11 protein-coding genes and 1 pseudogene are annotated in these 15,671 nt (G+C 68.8%); 9 read left to right on the top strand and 3 right to left on the bottom strand.

What is annotated here, in order from left to right; all coding sequences use genetic code 11:
* Nucleotides 1-116: 116 nt before the first annotated feature.
* The 6 genes and pseudogenes from V1318_RS09540 to V1318_RS09515 all read left to right on the top strand — a co-directional run.
* A pseudogene (locus tag V1318_RS09540) lies at nucleotides 117-1,844 on the top strand (S8 family peptidase); the annotation flags it as partial.
* A 129-nt stretch (nucleotides 1,845-1,973) separates the two neighbouring features.
* A complete protein-coding gene (locus V1318_RS09535) occupies nucleotides 1,974-2,207 on the top strand; it encodes a proprotein convertase P-domain-containing protein (protein ID WP_235567287.1) in 234 nt (77 codons plus the stop codon).
* Nucleotides 2,208-2,648: 441 nt separating this feature from the next.
* On the top strand, nucleotides 2,649-4,679 hold the full coding sequence (locus V1318_RS09530) for a proprotein convertase P-domain-containing protein (protein ID WP_332939406.1): 2,031 nt from the start codon (nucleotides 2,649-2,651) through the stop codon (nucleotides 4,677-4,679).
* Between the two features lie 209 nt (nucleotides 4,680-4,888).
* A complete protein-coding gene (locus tag V1318_RS09525) occupies nucleotides 4,889-7,165 on the top strand; it encodes a M14 family zinc carboxypeptidase (protein ID WP_332939405.1) in 2,277 nt (758 codons plus the stop codon).
* 142 nt (nucleotides 7,166-7,307) lie between these two features.
* Nucleotides 7,308-9,197: a M20/M25/M40 family metallo-hydrolase gene (locus tag V1318_RS09520; RefSeq protein ID WP_332939404.1), complete on the top strand. Its 1,890-nt coding sequence runs from the start codon at nucleotides 7,308-7,310 to the stop codon at nucleotides 9,195-9,197.
* Between the two features lie 389 nt (nucleotides 9,198-9,586).
* Nucleotides 9,587-11,593 carry a S8 family serine peptidase gene (locus V1318_RS09515; RefSeq protein WP_332939403.1) on the top strand — a complete coding sequence of 669 codons (2,007 nt, stop codon included), beginning with the start codon at nucleotides 9,587-9,589 and terminating at the stop codon, nucleotides 11,591-11,593.
* Nucleotides 11,594-11,727: 134 nt separating this feature from the next.
* Here V1318_RS09515 and V1318_RS09510 read toward each other — a convergent pair whose 3' ends face one another.
* The 3 genes from V1318_RS09510 to wrbA all read right to left on the bottom strand — a co-directional run bounded on the left by V1318_RS09510 (nucleotide 11,728) and on the right by wrbA (nucleotide 13,348).
* Nucleotides 11,728-12,213 (bottom strand): asparaginase domain-containing protein, encoded by a 486-nt coding sequence (locus V1318_RS09510; RefSeq protein ID WP_332939402.1) that lies wholly within the window; start codon nucleotides 12,211-12,213, stop codon nucleotides 11,728-11,730.
* Between the two features lie 203 nt (nucleotides 12,214-12,416).
* A complete protein-coding gene (locus V1318_RS09505) occupies nucleotides 12,417-12,758 on the bottom strand; it encodes a DUF2069 domain-containing protein (protein ID WP_332939401.1) in 342 nt (113 codons plus the stop codon).
* Nucleotides 12,755-13,348, bottom strand: a complete 594-nt coding sequence (gene wrbA / locus V1318_RS09500; RefSeq protein WP_332939400.1) for an NAD(P)H:quinone oxidoreductase — start codon at nucleotides 13,346-13,348, stop codon at nucleotides 12,755-12,757. The genes V1318_RS09505 and wrbA overlap by 4 nt, the downstream gene beginning before the upstream one ends.
* Nucleotides 13,349-13,508: 160 nt before the next feature.
* Between wrbA and V1318_RS09495 the strand changes: the two genes are divergently transcribed.
* Genes V1318_RS09495 through V1318_RS09485 form a run of 3 tightly spaced genes read left to right on the top strand, consistent with a single transcriptional unit; the run spans nucleotide 13,509 to nucleotide 15,659 of the window.
* Nucleotides 13,509-14,774 (top strand): YihY family inner membrane protein, encoded by a 1,266-nt coding sequence (locus V1318_RS09495; RefSeq protein WP_332939399.1) that lies wholly within the window; start codon nucleotides 13,509-13,511, stop codon nucleotides 14,772-14,774.
* Between the two features lie 4 nt (nucleotides 14,775-14,778).
* Nucleotides 14,779-15,393, top strand: a complete 615-nt coding sequence (locus V1318_RS09490) for a TlpA disulfide reductase family protein (RefSeq protein WP_332939397.1) — start codon at nucleotides 14,779-14,781, stop codon at nucleotides 15,391-15,393.
* On the top strand, nucleotides 15,390-15,659 hold the full coding sequence (locus tag V1318_RS09485; protein WP_332939396.1) for an acylphosphatase: 270 nt from the start codon (nucleotides 15,390-15,392) through the stop codon (nucleotides 15,657-15,659). Before V1318_RS09490 ends, V1318_RS09485 begins: the two co-directional genes overlap by 4 nt.
* Nucleotides 15,660-15,671 lie beyond the last annotated feature (12 nt).

Genomic DNA, 15,671 nt, shown 5'->3' with positions numbered 1-15,671 from the left:
ACCCTGTCCGTATCCACCGCTCGTGCCTGAGGCCACGGTATTCCGTCGGCCAGAGAGAGGCGCTTGCGGTTTTTTGCCGCGCCTAGCGGCTTATTCCAGCTTCGGGGGTTACATAGATGTCTCAGCTGTCTTCGCGTCGCATTCGCGTGCACGCCCTGGCTGCCGCCACGGCAGCGGTACTGGCTTCGAGCGTGATCGCCGCCCCGGCGTTCGCCGCTGGCCGCGTCAATCTCGCCGGCCTGCAGTCTTCCGAAAAAGTTCAGCGCTTCATCGTCAAGTTCAAGGACGGTAGCGCCCCGACCACCAACGCCGGCACGCTGCAGCGCTCGCTGAGCTCGGCCGCCGCCACCGCCGGCGCCGGCAAGGCGCTGGGCATCCGCTCGCTGCGCCGCACCGCCCTGGGCGCCGACGTCGTGCGCAGCGATCGCGCGCTCGACCATGTCGAAGCCGAATCGCTGATGCGCCGGATCGCCGCCGACGCGAACGTCGAGTACGTCGAAATCGACAGGCTCAACCAGCCCTACCTGACCCCGAACGACACCCGTTACAGCGAACAGTGGGGTTACTCGGGCACCTACGGCATCAAGGCCAACCAGGCCTGGGACGTGACCACCGGTACCGGTTCGGTCGTGGCCGTGCTCGACACCGGCATCACCAGCCACAGCGACCTCAGCGCCAACATCCTGCCGGGCTACGACTTCATCATCGACACCACGGTGTCCAACGACGGCAACGGCCGCGACAGCGATCCCAGCGATCCGGGCGACTGGGTCAGCGCCAACCAGTGCGGCGGCACCCATGCCGCGCAGGGTTCGAGCTGGCACGGCACCCACGTCGCCGGCACCATCGCCGCGGTGACCAACAACGCCAAGGGCGTGGCCGGCGTCGCCTACGGCGCCAAGATCGTGCCGGTGCGCGTGCTCGGCACCTGCGGCGGCTACGACTCCGACATCGCCGACGCGATCATCTGGGCCTCCGGCGGCACCGTCAGCGGCGTGCCCGCCAACGCCAATCCGGCCGAGGTCATCAACCTCTCGCTGGGCGGCTCGGGCGCCTGCGGCACCACCACCCAGAACGCGATCAACAGCGCGGTCAGCCGCGGCACCACCCTGGTCATCGCCGCCGGCAACGACAACGTCAACGTTTCCAACGCCTCGCCGGCGAACTGCAACAACGTGATCGCGGTGGCGTCGACCACCAGCACCGGCGCGCGCTCGAGCTTCTCCAACTACGGCTCGCTGATCGATATCGCCGCTCCGGGTTCGAACATCCTGTCGACCCTCAACAGCGGTTCGACCACGCCGAGCACGGAAACCTACGCCTCCTACAACGGCACCTCGATGGCGACCCCGCACGTCGCCGGCGTGGTGGCGCTGATGCAGGCCGCGGCGACCACGCCCAAGACCCCGGCCGAGATCGAGTCGATCATCAAGGCCAACGTCACCGCGTTCCCGTCGACCCCGTCGCAGACCATCGGCCCGGGCATCCTCAACGCCAAGGCCGCGGTCGACGCCGTCAACGGCACCACCCCGCCGCCGACCGGCACGCTGACCAACGGCACGCCGGTGACCGGCCTGTCCGGCAGCGCCGGCACCGAGCTGCGCTATACCCTGGTCGTTCCGGCCGGCGCCAGCGGCCTGAAGTTCGTGACCGCCAGCGGCAGCGGCGACGCCGATCTGTACGTGAAGTTCGGCAGCGCGCCGACCACGGCCAGCTACGACTGCAAGTCCGAAGGCAGCACCAACGCCGAGACCTGCAACATCGCCACCGCCCAGGCCGGCACCTACCACGTGCTGGTGCGCGGTTACTCGACGTTCTCGGGCCTCAGCCTGACCGGCAGCTACACCACCGGCGGTGGCGGCGGTACCCAGACCTACAGCAACGCCACCGACTACACCATCAGCGACAACACCACGGTCGACAGCCCGATCACGGTCTCCGGCCGCAGCGGCAACGCCCCCAGCAACGCCTCGGTGACGGTCGCGATCGTGCACACCTACCAGGGCGACCTGAAGGTGGACCTAGTGGCTCCGGACGGTTCGCTCTACAACATCCACAACCGCACCGGCAGCAGCACCGACAACATCAACAAGACGGTCACGCTGAATCTGTCGACCGAGGCGCTGAACGGCACCTGGAAGCTGCGCGTCAACGACAACGCCGGCGGCGACACCGGCTACATCAACAGCTGGAGCGTCACGTTCTGATCGATTGATTCGCAGGCACAGACGCCGCGAACGCTCTCTCCGACCCCGGCCACGGCCGGGGTCTTTTTTGCGCGGCGATTTCCGCGCACGCGCGTCTACACCACCGCCATCTACACAAAAATGACTGGAATCGGTTACTTCGCATATGCATGACGCGCATCACGTATGCGGTGTCGAATCGCGCCGGAACACGCTTGTTCCGGGGTCTGCGCACGCTTAGCGTCGTGACGGGCGAAAAGGGGTTCGCCCAGTTTCATCGTTCGAGCGCATCGCCGGCACATCGCGCGATGCGGCATTGCCCGTATCAACTCGCCGGATGCCGGCCGACGCCGTCGGTCGCGGTCCAAACGATTGATCCGCGCTCGCCGTCGCAGGCCGCAAGGGCCGGCGATTCAGAGCGGCGAGCCGGTCATGCCCTCTACTACGGATGGAGAGAGACTCATGAAACGAATGTACGGTTCCCTGGTCCTGTTGGGACTTTCGTCGCTCGGTGCCGCCATGGCGGCGCCCGGCGCGCGTCCCGCGGCTTTCGACCATAGCCTCACCGCGCTCGACCGCGTCGAGATGCGCACGATGCAGGCGGTCGACGTGCCGGCATTGCAGGCCGAGGATCGCCAACGCGAAGCGCAGGATCTGCCGCCGCGCTACGCGCAATCGCTGTCGGTGGACCTGACCCCGCTGAATTCCGGCGTGTGGGAAGAAGTCGGCAACGACATGATCTGGCGTCTGCGCGTGCAGTCGCGCGGCGCGCTGTCGCTCAACTTCGGTTTCAGCGAATACAACATGCCCGCCGGCGGCCGCCTGCTGGTCTATCCGGCCAACCTCAGCCGCGCCCAGGCCTCCGACCCGTCGGTGGTGCGCGTGTTCACCGCCGCCGACAACGAAGCCCACGGCCAGCTGTGGACGCCGATCGTCAACGGCGCCGAGGCGGTGATCGAAGTGGTGGTGCCGCGCGACGCCGCCGGCCAGCTCAAGCTGCGCCTGGCCAAGGTCGGCCACGACTACCGCGGCTTCACCCGCATGGCCCAGCAGCTGCAGTCCGACCTGGTGACCGCACAGGGCACCTCGGGCAGTTGCAACGTCGACGTGGTCTGTCCGGAAGGCGACGCCTGGCGTCCGCAGATCCGCTCGGTCGCGGCGATCTCCACCGGCGGCAGCCTGTTCTGCTCGGGCAGCCTGCTCAACAACGCCGCCAACGATCGCAAGATGTACTTCCTGACCGCGTTCCACTGCGGGATCACCGCTTCCAACGCGGCTTCGCTGGTTACCTACTGGAACTACCAGAACTCGACCTGTCGCGCGCCGGGCAGCACCCAGAGCGGCCAGAACGGCAACGGCTCGCTCGCGCAGTTCCTGACCGGTTCGTTCTTCCGCGCCGGCAACAGTCCCTCGGACTTCACCCTGGTCGAGCTCGACGACGCCGCGCCCGCCGCCTACAACCTGTTCTGGAACGGTTGGGACGCGCGCAGCGGCGATTTCAGCGGCGCCACCGGCATCCACCATCCCAACGTCGCCGAGAAGCGCATCAGCCACGGCACCAGCGCCACCCGCACCACCAGCTACGGCGGCGCCAACACCAACCCGACCTCGCCCGGCGACGGTTCGCACATCTTCGTGCGTTGGATCCCGGGCATCGGCGTCACCGAAGGCGGTTCCTCGGGCTCGCCCTTGTACAGCCCGGAGAAGCGCGTGATCGGCCAGCTCCACGGTGGCCCGTCCTCGTGCTCGGCGGCGGATAACGCCAAGGCCGACTACTACGGCCGCATCTCGGTGTCCTGGACCGGCGGCGGCAGCAACTCCACCCGCCTGAGCAACTGGCTCGATGCCGGCGCCTCCGGCGTACAGTTCATCGACGGCCTGGATTCGTCCGGTGGCGGCAACGTCGCGCCCACCGCGAACTTCAGCTTCACCACCAGCTCGTTGACCGCGACCTTCACCGACAGCTCCACCGACAGCGACGGCACCATCGTCTCGCGCAGCTGGAACTTCGGCGACGGCGGCACCTCCACCGCGACCAACCCCAGCCGCACCTATGCGACCGCGGGCACCTACACGGTCACGTTGACGGTCACCGACGACGACGGCGCCACCAATACCAAGACCGCCTCGGTCACGGTCGGCGGCACCGGCGTGCAGACCTACACCAACGGCACCGATTTCGCGATCCTGGACAACAGCACCATCGAAAGTCCGATCGCGGTGTCCGGACGCAGCGGCAACGGTCCCAGCAACGCCTCCATCTCGGTCACGATCACCCACACCTACAAGGGCGATCTGAAGGTCGATCTGGTCGCGCCCGACGGCACGCTCTACAACATCCACAACCGCACCGGCAGCAGCACCGACAACGTGATCGGCACCTTCAGCAAGAACCTGACCAGCGAACCGCTGAACGGAACCTGGAAGCTGCGCGTGAACGACAACGCCAACGCGGATACCGGCGTGCTCGACACCTGGAGCATCACGTTCTGATGCGACACGTCCTCTCCGGCTCCGGCCGGAGAGGACACGCCGCGGGGGCGTAACCCCGACCGTGTACGTCCTCCCGCTCCCGCGCGCCATGCGCAGGGGCGGGAGTCCGCGTGCCCGCGCGTTTGTCCTTCCCATCCACAGATCGGCTGATGCCGATCGTTCCGGCACGTTCGCAGCGGGCGCGGGCCCGCACGTCACGGAGTAAGCCCATGCGCCTCGTCCATGCTGCCGTATTGCTGTTCGCCTTCGCCTCCGCGGCGCCCGCCGCCGAGGCCGACTCGGTGTTCGTCACCGCCCATTACCGCGATCGCGCCCAGCTGCAGCGCATCGCCTCGCGCTTCCAGCACCTGATCGTCGACCGCGATGCGCGCACCGTGCGCATGGAGGCCTCGGCGGAGGACATCGAGGCGCTGCGCGGCGCCGGCGTGCGGGTCGAGATCGATGCCGCCGCGACCGAGCGCCTGCAGGCCATGCAGTTGGCGATGGCGAACGCGCCCCTGCTGGGCCCGGCCGCGATTCCCGGCTACGCCTGCTACCGCACGGTCGAAGAGACCTACGCCACCATGGACGACCTGGCCGCGGCCAAACCGAACCTGGCGCGCATTGCCAACATCGGCCCGAGCTGGCAGAAGAGCCGCAACGCTGCAACCGGCTACGAAATGAAGGTGCTGCGCCTGAGCAACACCGCCACCGACGCGGCGCTGCCGAACAAGCCGACCATGGTCGTGTTCGGTTCCATCCACGCGCGCGAATACACCCCGGCCGAGCTGCTCACGCGCTTCGCCGAAGGGCTGGTCAACGGCTACGGCACCGACGCCGAGGCAACCTGGCTGCTGGACAATTTCGCCTTCCAGCTGGTGCTGCAGGCCAACCCCGACGGGCGCAAGAAGGCCGAGGCCGGCGCGTCGTGGCGCAAGAACACCGACAACCTCAACGGCAGCTGCAGCGCGTCGTCGGTCGGCGTGGACCTCAATCGCAACTTCCCCTTCCACTGGAACAGCGCCGCCGGCGGCTCCAGCGGCAATGCCTGCGCCGAGACCTACCGCGGCCCGGCCAGCGGTTCCGAGCCGGAAACCCAGAACCTGGTGCGCCTGGTCGCCGGTACCCGCAACGCCAGCGGCGTCTATACCGGCGGCATCTTCCCGGACCGCCGCGGCGACGCCACCGGCAGCGCCGCGCCCGACGACTACCAGGGCCTGTTCTTCGACATCCATAGCTACTCGCAGCTGGTGCTGTGGTCCTGGGGCGACACCACCACGCCGGCGCCGAACAGCGTGCCGCTGCAGACCCTGGGCCGGCGCCTGGCCTACTTCAACAACTACCGGCCGCAGCAGTCCAACGAGCTCTACGCCACCGACGGCACTACCGACGACACCATGTACGGCCTGCTCGGCGTGCCCAGCTATACGATCGAACTGGGGGTGGCGTTCTTCGAGAGCTGCTCGACCTTCCAGAGCACGACCTTGCCCAACAACCTGCGCGCGCTGCGCTATGCCGCGCGCAATCTGCATGCGCCCTACCTGTATCCGTCAGGGCCCGATACCCAGTCGGTCAGTGCCTCGGCGGTCAGCGTGCCGGCGGGAACGCCGGTGACGATCACCGCCAGCGTCAGCGACGCCGCCTACAACCAGAGCAACGGCAGCGAGGCCGTGCATGCCATCGCCTCCGCACGCGCCTACCTGGATGCGCCGCCCTGGGCGGCGGGCGCGGCGGGGGTGGCGATGAACGCCAGCGACGGCAGCTACAACGCCAGCACCGAATCGGTGACCGTCGCCTTGCCGACCGCGGGGCTCAGTCCCGGCGTGCATACGGTCTACGTCCAGGCCACCGACGCTTCCGGCAAACCCGGCACGCCCAATGCGGTGCGCTTCACCGTCTCCGGCAGCGGCGGCAACGCGCCGCCGGTGGCGAACTTCAGCAGCGCGGTCAGCGGCCTCAGCGTGGCTTTCACCGACAGCTCCAGCGACGGCGACGGTTCCATCGTCTCGCGCAGCTGGAACTTCGGCGACGGCACGAGCTCTGCCGCCACGAACCCCGCCAAGACCTACACCGCGGCCAGCACCTACACGGTCACGCTGACGGTGACCGACGACGATGGCGCCACGAATACCAAGACCGCGTCGGTCATCGTCGGCACTACCGGTACCCAGACCTACAGCAATGCGACCGACTACCCGATCAACGACAACGCCACCGTCGACAGTCCCATCGCGGTGTCCGGCCGCAGCGGCAACGCGCCCAGCAACGCCTCGGTGACGGTGAACATCCTGCACACCTACAAGGGCGATCTGAAAGTCGATCTGGTCGCGCCCGACGGCAGCCTCTACAACATCCACAACCGCACCGGCACCAGCACCGACAACGTGATCGGCACCTTCAGCAAGGACCTGAGCAGCGAAGCGCTCAACGGCACCTGGAAGCTGCGCGTGAACGATAACGCCAGCGCCGACACCGGCACGCTCGACAGCTGGAGCATCACCTTCTGACCGTGCGCGCGTCCCGCTCCGGCCAACGGAGCGGGAGGCGGCATCGTCGCCCGCGCGGCCGGGGCGACCCCCCGGTTCCGGCCGTTCTTCCGTCGCGCCCCTCGCTGCTCGAATCCGGGCGCATTCACCAGGAGTCGCACCCATGCAAGCCGCTTCCGCCCCGCTGCCCGCGCTGCTCGCGCTGGCCTTAGCGTTGACCGCCGTGCCCGCATTCGCGCAGGCCGCGCACGAGCACGAACACATCCGCCCCGCCGACGCCAGCGACGATCCGTTCGCGCCGGTCTACGTGGTCACCTCGCGCGAAACCTACGAGGCCGGCGTCAAGACGCTGGCGCGCCAGTCCAGCGCCGCGCTCGGTGCCACCGGCGCGCCGCTGGTGATCTCCGAGGTCAAGACCCATCAACTGGCCGACATCACCCGCCACGTGCACGAGAAGGAGCGCCGTTGCGGCGGCTACTTCGCCTTCGCCAGCCGCGCCGAGGCCGAGGCCTTCGTGCGCAACGACCGCAGCGCGCAGGCCATGGCCGGCAAGTTCCTGGCCGCCTACACCATCGACAACCAGGCCACGGTCACGCCCTGGCTGGGCCAGGTCGGCGAGGCCAACATCCGCTCCACCATCAGCCATCTGTCGACCCAGTACCCGAACCGCTACTACGCCTCGACCACCGGCCGCACTTCGGCCGAATGGATCCGAAACACCTGGCTGGGCCTGGCCAACGGCCGCAGCGACGTCAGCGCCGAGCTCTACACCGGTTGCACGACCTGTTCGACCCAGCCTTCGGTGATCCTGACCATCCAGGGCACCGACCTGCCCAACGAGGTCGTGGTGCTGGGGGCGCATCTGGACTCGATCTCCAACTCCGGCAGCGGCAACGCCATGAACGCGCCCGGCGCCGACGACGACGCCTCCGGCATCGCCACCCTGACCGAGGTGCTGCGCATCGCCATGGCCAGCGGCTACAAGCCCAAGCGCACGGTCAAGTTCATGGGCTACGCCGCCGAGGAAGTCGGCCTGCGCGGTTCCAAGGCGATCGCGACCGCGTACCAGGCCCAGGGGGTGAACGTGGTCGCCGCGCTGCAGCTGGACATGACCAACTACCGCACCAGCTCCGATCCGCACGTCAAGGTGATCACCGACTATTCCAACGCCGGCATGGTCCAGTTCCTCAAGGATCTGTTCACCGCCTACATGGGCGGCAGCGGTCTCAACCTGGCCACCGAGGCCTGCGGCTACGGTTGCTCCGACCATGCGTCGTGGACCGCGGCCGGTTATCCGTCGGCGATGTACCACGAGGGCCGGCTGTTCCCGAACCTGCACACTTCCGGCGACACCCTGGCCAATATGGGCAACTCGGCGACCAACAGCGTGCCGTTCGCCAAGCTGGGCCTGGCCTTCCTCGGCGAGGCGGCCAAGACCTCCAGCGGTACCGGCCCGGGCAACAACGCGCCGGTCGCGAACTTCGCCTCCTCGGTCAGCGGCCTGACCGCGACCTTCAGCGACAGCTCCAGCGACAGCGACGGCAGCATCGTCTCGCGCAGCTGGAACTTCGGCGACGGCGGCAGCTCCACCGCGACCAACCCCAGCCGCACCTATGCGGCCGCGGGCACCTACACGGTCACGTTGACGGTCACCGACGACGATGGAGCCAGCAACACCAAGACCGCTTCGGTCACGGTCGGCGGCACCGGCGCGCAGACCTACAGCAATACCGCCGACTACGCGATCAACGACAACGCCACCGTCAACAGCCCGATCACGGTGTCCGGCCGCAGCGGCAACGCGCCCAGCAACGCCTCGGTGACGGTGAACATCCTGCACACCTACAAGGGCGATCTGAAAGTCGATCTGGTCGCGCCGGACGGCACGCTCTACAACATCCACAACCGCACCGGCACCAGCACCGACAACGTGATCGGCACCTTCAGCAAGGACCTGAGCAGCGAAGCGCTCAACGGCACCTGGAACCTGCGCGTGAACGACAACGCCAGCCAGGACACCGGCCGCATCGACAGTTGGAGCATCACGTTCTGACGCGGGCGGGGCAGGGCGGGTCGCCGCGGCGATCCGCCCTGCACCCGCGGCCGGCCGCGATCTCGACGCGGCCTTCACGCGGTCGCCTCATCGCGGCACGGCCTCCGCTCCGCGCTTCGCGTTCGGCCTTCCCGAAGCGGAAAACAGGCCTCGTATCCGGACGCGCCGTTCGTCGGCGCCGCTGCGCTGTAAGCGATTACCGCGCGGATGCTTGAAAGCGATCACGTCGCGCGCCGCGCCGAGCGACTAGCGTCGCCCGGCGGCCGCTGGCGATGCCTTCGGCCGTAAACAACGTCTGGGCGCCGTCGCAGGAACGACCGCCAGGTCGTCGTGCGCGGGTCCCGATGTTTCGCCACAGGAGTGGCTTACCAGCTTCGGGGGTATTACAGATGTCTCAGTCAACCTCGCGTCGCATCCGCGTGCACGCTCTGGCCGCCGCCACGGCCATCGTGCTGTCGTCTTCCCTCATCGCCTTGCCGGCCTCGGCCGCCGGCCGTATCGATACCAGCGGCCTGGCCTCGGCCGACACCCACGCCCAGTTCATCGTCAAGTTCAGAGACGGCAGCAGCGCGCGCAGCAGCGCCGCTTCGCTGCAAAACGCCCTGAGCGCCGCCGCCGATGCCGCGCGCGGCAACCGTGCGCTCGGCCTCAAGCCGCTGCGGCGCATGGCCATCGGCGCCGAGGTCGTGCGCAGCGATCGCGCGCTCGACCGCGTCGAGGCCGAAACCCTGATGCGCCAGCTGGCCGCCCATCCCGATGTCGAATCGGTGGAGGTGGACCGCATGCTGCAGGCGTTGGCGACCCCGAACGACACCCGCTACAACGAGCAGTGGCATTACTACGAAACGGTCGGCGGCCTCAACCTGCCCAGCGCCTGGGACCACTCCACCGGCAACGGTGTGGTGGTGGCGGTGCTCGACACCGGCATCACCAATCACACCGAACTCAACGCCAATGTCGTCGCCGGCTACGACTTCATCACCAACACGACCACCGCCGGCGACGGCAACGGCCGCGACAGCGATCCCAGCGATCCTGGCGATTTCTACAGCATCTACAACTCCAGCTGGCATGGCACCCATGTCGCCGGCACCGTCGCCGCGGTCACCAACAACAACGCCGGCGTGGCGGGCGTGGCCTACAACGCGCGGGTCTCGCCGGTGCGCGTGCTCGGACGCGGCGGCGGCACGATTTCCGACATCGCCGACGCCATCGTCTGGGCCTCCGGCGGCAGCGTCAGCGGCGTGCCGGCCAACGCCAACCCGGCCGAAGTGATCAACCTCAGCCTGGGCGGCAGCGGCTCCTGCAGTTCGGCCATGCAGACCGCGATCAACGGCGCGGTCGGGCGCGGCACCACGGTGGTGATCGCGGCCGGCAACAGCAACGCCAACGTCTCCGGCTTCACCCCGGCCAACTGCAACAACGTGATCGCGATCGCCTCCAACGACCGCCAGGGCAACCGCGCCTCGTATTCCAACTACGGCGCCCTGATCGACGTGACCGCGCCCGGCGGCGAAACCGCGACCACCGCCAACGGCGTGCTGTCCACCCTCAACACCGGTACCACCACCCCCGGTACCCAGACCTACGCCTTCTACCAGGGCACCTCGATGGCCGCCCCGCACGTGGCCGGCGTGGTCGCGCTGATGCAGTCGGTGGCCTCGCCGGCCAAGACCCCGGCCGAGATCGAGGCACTGCTGAAGAGCACCGCGCGCGCGTTGCCCGGCACCTGCAGCGGCGGTTGCGGCGCCGGCATCGTCGACGCCAACGCCGCGGTGCTGGCGGCGGCCGGCGGTGGCAACGCCGCTCCGGTGGCGAACTTCAGCGTCAGCACCAGCCTGCTGGTGGCCAACTTCACCGACAGTTCCACCGACAGCGACGGCAGCATCGTCTCGCGCAGTTGGAACTTCGGCGACGGCGGCACGTCCACCGCGACCAGTCCCAGCCACAGCTACGCCGCGGCGGGCACCTACACGGTCACCCTGACCGTCACCGACGACGACGGCGCCAGCAACACCAAGACCGCTTCGGTCACCGTCAGCGACAGCAGCGGGCCGCAGACCTACAGCAACACCGCCGACTACGCGATCAACGACAACAGTACGGTCGAAAGTCCGATCGCGGTCTCCGGGCGCAGCGGCAACGCGCCGACCAACGCCTCGGTCTCGGTCAACATCGTCCACACCTACCGCGGCGACCTGGTGGTCGATCTGGTGGCGCCGGACGGCAGCGTCTACAACCTGCACAACCGCAGCGGCAGCAGCGCCGACAACCTGATCCAGACCTACACGCGCGACTTGTCGACGGAAGCGCTCAACGGCACCTGGAAGCTGCGCGTGCGCGACGCGGCCTTCCTGGACACCGGCTACATCAACAGCTGGAGCATCACCTTCTGACCGCGCGCGTCCGACGCGTCGCGTCGGAGCCGTCGTCCCTCGAGCCCCGGCCTCGCGCCGGGGCTTTCGTTGGCGCCGGCGCGGAAACGAAAACCCCCGGCAAGCCGGGGGTCCTATACGGTGATCCGGGAGGGTCAGATCGCTTCGAAGCGATTGGCGGCGACGTTCTTGCGCACCTTGTTCGGGTCCCAGATCAGGCCGTTCATGGCGATGTACACGCCGGGGGGCAGCGACTGCACCGCGCCGACCGCGCAGCCGACGTTGAACTCGGCGTCCGAGCCGCGGAAGCGCGCCGGGCTCAACGCGCCGGTCAGCACGATGGTCTTGTCGGCGAGCGTGGCCAGCACCTTGGCGGTCTCGACCATAGTGTCGGTGCCGTGGGTGATCAGCACGTGCCGGGCCGGCTGCGCGGCGATCGCGGCGCGGATCAGCTCGCGGTCCTCGGTGGTGATGTGCAGCGAATCCTTGCGGATGATCGGGATCACGTTGAACTGGAAGGTCACGCCCAGCTCGCGCAGGATGCCGCCGATCTGCGGCTCGCCGATCTGGTAGTCGGACTTGTCGTCGAAATAGATCTTGTCGATCGTGCCGCCGGTGGTGACGATGCAGAGCTGGTCCATCGAAGCTGGGTCGCGAGGCTGAAGTCGCGCCGATTATAGGCCCGGGCCCGGCGCCGGTGTTTTCATTCGCGGCCGTCGGCGTGCACGTCCGGCGAGACCTTCCTGTGGGAGCGGCGTGAGCCGCGATCGGGTACCTGCAGACCTTTGGCGTCACGCGGGCCGTCGATCGCGGCTTACGCCGCTCCCACAGACAGCGGGAGCGCTCAGGCGGCCGGTTTGCCGCCGAAGCGCGCCTTCATGCCCGGCAGGCTCGCGGCGAACACCACGATCACCGCCAGCACCAGTTCGGCCCAGGCCGGCAGGCGTTCGGGCGGGCGCGAATAGGCCACCATCACGCCGTGGCTGAACCAGGCCAGGGCCAGCACCGCCGACCAGAACCCGGCGCGCGCGCTGCCGCGCAGCACGCCCAGCGCCAGCCAGGCCGGCGGCAGCGCGAACACCGCCAGCGCGCCCCAGGCCGGCGGCGTACGCGCGCCGAACCAGGCCGCGTACAGGACCACCAGCGCGATCAGCGCCAGGGCCAGGACCTTGCGCGCCGGGCTCATCGGCTGACCTTGGCGACCAGTTCGGCGACCCGGCGGCCGAGCACACGCGCCAGCTTGGCCTCGTCCTCGCTGGGCTGCGGGTCGTCCTGGCTGCCGGCGACGTGGCTGGCGCCGTAAGGCGTGCCGCCGCCGCGGGTGCTGCTGAGCGCGGGCTCGGTGTAGGGAATGCCGAGGATCACGCAACCATGGTGCAGCAGCGGCACCATCATCGTCAGCAGGGTCGATTCCTGGCCGCCGTGTTGGGTGGCGGTGGAGGTGAACACCGCCGCCGGCTTGCCCACCAGGGTGCCGCTGGCCCATTCCGCGCCCAGGCCGTCCATCCAGTGCTTGACCGGCGCGGCCATGTTGCCGAAGCGGGTCGGGCTGCCCAGGATCAGGCCCGCGCACTCGACCAGATCGCGCGCCTCGACATAGGGCGCGCCGTCCTCGGGCACCGGCGGGGCCGCGGTCTGGGTGACGGCCGCGACCGGCGGCACCGTGCGCAGCCGCGCCTGCACGCCCTCGACCTCGCCGACGCCGCGTGCGATCTGGCGCGCGAGCCGCGCCACCGACCCGCCGCGGCTGTAGTAGAGCACCAGAACTTCGGTCATCGCGTTCTCCTGTTGCGACAAGGATAGTGGGTGAGCCGTCGCGTTTGCGAGCCACCGGCTCGCGCGACGGCGAACGCCCCAGCGCTATGCGCGAGGGCCGGAGGCGAGCGATCGCGTTCGTGCATCCCCTCCGCACGCGCCATCGGTTACCCTCCGGGCGATGGAGCCGCTGAACACGATCAATCGCTGGGGCGACCGCATGCGCGACCGCGCGCGCGTCGGCACCTTCTTCCGTTTCCTGGCCCGGCGCTTCCTCGACGACAACCTGTTCCAGGCCGCCGGCGCGCTGTCCTACACCACCGTGTTCGCGCTGGTGCCGCTGTCGATGGTGGTGTTCGGGGTGCTGTCGGCGTTCCCGGTGTTCGGCGAATGGAGCGATCGCCTCAGCGATTACGTGTTCTCCAATTTCGTGCCCTCGGCGGCGCGCTCGGTCGAGGCCAGCCTCAAGCAGTTCTCGGCCAATATCGGCCAGCTCACCGCCGCCGGCGTGATCGCCCTGGTGGTGTCGCTGCTGATCACCCTCAACGGGGTGGAGGCCACCTTCAACCGGATCTGGCGGGTCAAGGCCGCGCGGCCGCAGGTCGGGCGCTTCCTGGTGTATTGGACGGTGCTGACCCTGGGTGCGCTGATGGCCGCGGCCAGCCTGGCGGTGTCGGCCAAGTTCTTCTCGATGGAAGTGTTCGCGACCCAGCCCGGGCGCTGGCTGGAGCGGGTCATGCTGCAGCTGGCGCCGGTGGCGATCGAATGGCTGGCGTTCGCGGCGATCTACCGCGTGGTCCCGCACCGCACGATCCACTGGCGCCACGCCTTCGCCGGCGCGCTGCTGGCGGCGACCCTGTTCGAGCTGGTGAAGTGGGGCATCGGCCTGTACCTGGGCAGCTTCGGCTCCTATTCCAAGATCTACGGCGCGTTCGCGGCGGTGCCGATCTTCCTGCTGTGGATCTACCTGAGCTGGATCGCGGTGCTGCTGGGCGCGTCGCTGGCGTCGTCGATCTCGGCCTTCCGCTACCAGCCGATCGCCATGCGCCTGCCGCTGGGCTTCGAGATGTACGGCCTGCTGCGCCTGCTGGCGCGCTTCAACGAGGCCCGCGCCGACGGCCGCGGCCTGCACAGCGACGAGATCCAGCAGCTCGAACCCATGCTCACCGACACCCTGGTCCAGCAGATGCTGTCGCAGCTCAACCAGATCAGCGTGGTCGCGCGCGCCGAAACCGGCGAATGGCTGTTGTCGCGCGACCTGGACGAGTTGTCGCTGGCCGAACTCTACGAAGCCTGCGGGCTGCGCATCCCGATCGCCGAGGCCATGCTGCCCTGCCGCGACGACTCGCTGGGACGTTCGGCCGTGGCGGCCATGGACGAACTGCGCATACCCTTGCGCGAGCTGCTCAAACGCCGCGTTTCCACCATCCACGCCGACCAGGAATGATCCGATGACGTTACGCCGCCTTGCCCCGATCCTTGCGCTGTCGCTGCTGACCGTCGCGCTTGCGGGCTGCGACAAACCGGCGCCGGCGCCCGCGGCCAAGGTCGAGGCGCCCGCGCCCAAGCCCGCCGCCGCCGACCCCGCCGCGCCCAAGCCGGCCGAGACGGCGCCCGCGCCTTCGCAGGTGCCGGAGCTGAAGCTGGCGACCCTGGACCACGGCGAGTTCGATCTGGCCGCGCATCGCGGCAAATGGGTGGTGGTGAATTTCTGGGCGACCTGGTGCGCGCCCTGCCTGAAGGAAATGCCCGAACTGTCGGCGATGGACGCGATGCGCGAGCACATCGAGGTGATCGGCCTGGCCTACGAAGAGATCGAGCCGGCCGACATGCGCGCGTTCCTGAAGACGCATCCGGTGGTCTATCCGATCGCGATCGTCGACACCTACGACCCGCCCAAGGCCTTCGACACCCCGCGCGGCCTGCCAATGACCTATCTGATCGGCCCTGAGGGCAAGATCGCCGACAAGTTCCTCGGCCCGGTGACCTCGGCCATGATCGAGGCCGCCATCGCCAAGGCCGGCGGCCCGGCCGCGCCTACCGAGGCCAAGCCGAGCCGCTCGTGAACGCGGCGCGTTATTACGTCAGCGGCAAGGTCCAGGGCGTGTGGTTCCGCGCCAGCGCGCGCGAGCAGGCGCTGGCGCTGGGCCTGCGCGGCTACGCGCGCAATCTCGCCGACGGCCGGGTCGAAGTGTTGGCGGCCGGCGAGGCGGCGGCCCTGGCGAGGCTGGAGAGCTGGTTGCATCGCGGCCCCGCCCACGCGCGCGTCGAGGCGGTGGCGCGCGAGGATGCCGACGCATCCGAAGCCGGCGACGGTTTCGTCTGCGGCTGAGCGGGTAGGCGC

The organism is Lysobacter sp. CCNWLW3 (assembly GCF_036697405.1).
GTDB lineage: Bacteria > Pseudomonadota > Gammaproteobacteria > Xanthomonadales > Xanthomonadaceae > Lysobacter.
This window is presented reverse-complemented; position numbering and strand designations above follow the sequence as displayed.